The sequence below is a fragment of the Staphylococcus sp. HMSC035D11 genome (assembly GCF_001836075.1).
Lineage (GTDB): Bacteria > Bacillota > Bacilli > Staphylococcales > Staphylococcaceae > Staphylococcus > Staphylococcus hominis.
In genome coordinates this window covers 131,110-132,457 of record NZ_KV827278.1, presented here as the reverse complement: position 1 = coordinate 132,457, position 1,348 = coordinate 131,110, and the positions used below count along the sequence as shown (strand labels likewise).

Annotated in this window: 1 protein-coding gene; it reads left to right on the top strand. The window is 32.6% G+C overall.

The annotated features are described in order from the left end of the window. The coding region (locus tag HMPREF2647_RS09110; protein ID WP_070859977.1) for a recombinase family protein at positions 1–1,188 on the top strand (1,188 nt) is incomplete at its 5' end. Positions 1,189–1,348 lie beyond the last annotated feature (160 nt).

Genomic DNA, 1,348 nt, shown 5'->3' with positions numbered 1-1,348 from the left:
AGACAACGTGCTATTGAAGGTTATTACCAAGGTAATTTACCTTTAGGCTATGATAAAGTACCTGAGAGTAAAAAAGAGCTTATGATTAATCAACATGAAGCAAATATTGTTAAATATATTTTTGAGTCATACGCCAAAGGTCACGGTTATCGTAAGATTGCGAACACATTGAATCATAAAGGTTATGTGACTAAGAAAGGGAAACCGTTTAGTATTTCGTCCATTACTTATATCATCTCAAACCCTTTTTACATTGGAAAGATACAGTTTGCGAAGTATAGACACTGGAGCGATAAAAGACGAAAAGGACTCAATGAGGAACCGATTATCGCAGATGGTAAGCATGCGCCTATTATTGATAAAGCTTTATGGGATAAAGTACAGTTTAAACGCCAAGAGAGTCGCAAGAAACCACAAGTTCATGGTAAAGGGACCAATCTACTTACTGGGATTGTAAAGTGCCCAAAATGTGGCGCAGCCATGGCGGCAAGTAATACGACCAATACATTAAAAGATGGCACTAAGAAAAGAATCAGATATTATTCATGTAGCAATTTTAGAAACAAAGGTTCTAAAGTATGTTCAGCCAATAGTGTTAGAGCAGATGTATTAGAAAAATATGTTATGGACCAGATATTGGAAATTATCAAAAGTAAAAAGGTATTGAAGCAATTGGTTGAAAAAGTAAATGAACAAAGCCAAATAGATAAATCTTCTTTGAATCATGATATTGCCTATAAACAGTCACAATGTGAAGAACTAAAAGCCAAAATGCATACATTAACGAAAACCATTGAAGACTCACCTGACTTAGATAGCGTATTGAAACCAACAATACTTAACTATCAAGATGAATTGAATCAAATAAATAATCAAATCCATCAACTAGAGCAAGATAAACAAGCAGAAGCTCCACATTATGATGCTGATATGATTGCCAACGTACTACAAGCAATATTCAAAGATATAGACAAATTAGAGAAATCTCAGTTGAAATCACTCTATCTGACGGTTATCGATCGTATTGATATCCGAAACCATGAACATCATAAGAAGCAATTTTATGTTACGCTTAAACTGAATAATGAAATTATCAAACAACTATTTAATAACCGTCCACTTGACGAAGTGCTCCTTAGCACTTCGTCTTTATTTTTGCCACAAACTATATATATAACTATTGAATAAACAATAACTACACTACTATTCTTTCACTTATTTTATCTAACCATTTTTAGAATTCTCTTTATCAATTTCAATAACACTTATCTAATAAAACAGTCATTGTCGTAATTATTTTCATAACTACACGAAGTTTATATTGAAATTGCTAAAGAACATCCCACAA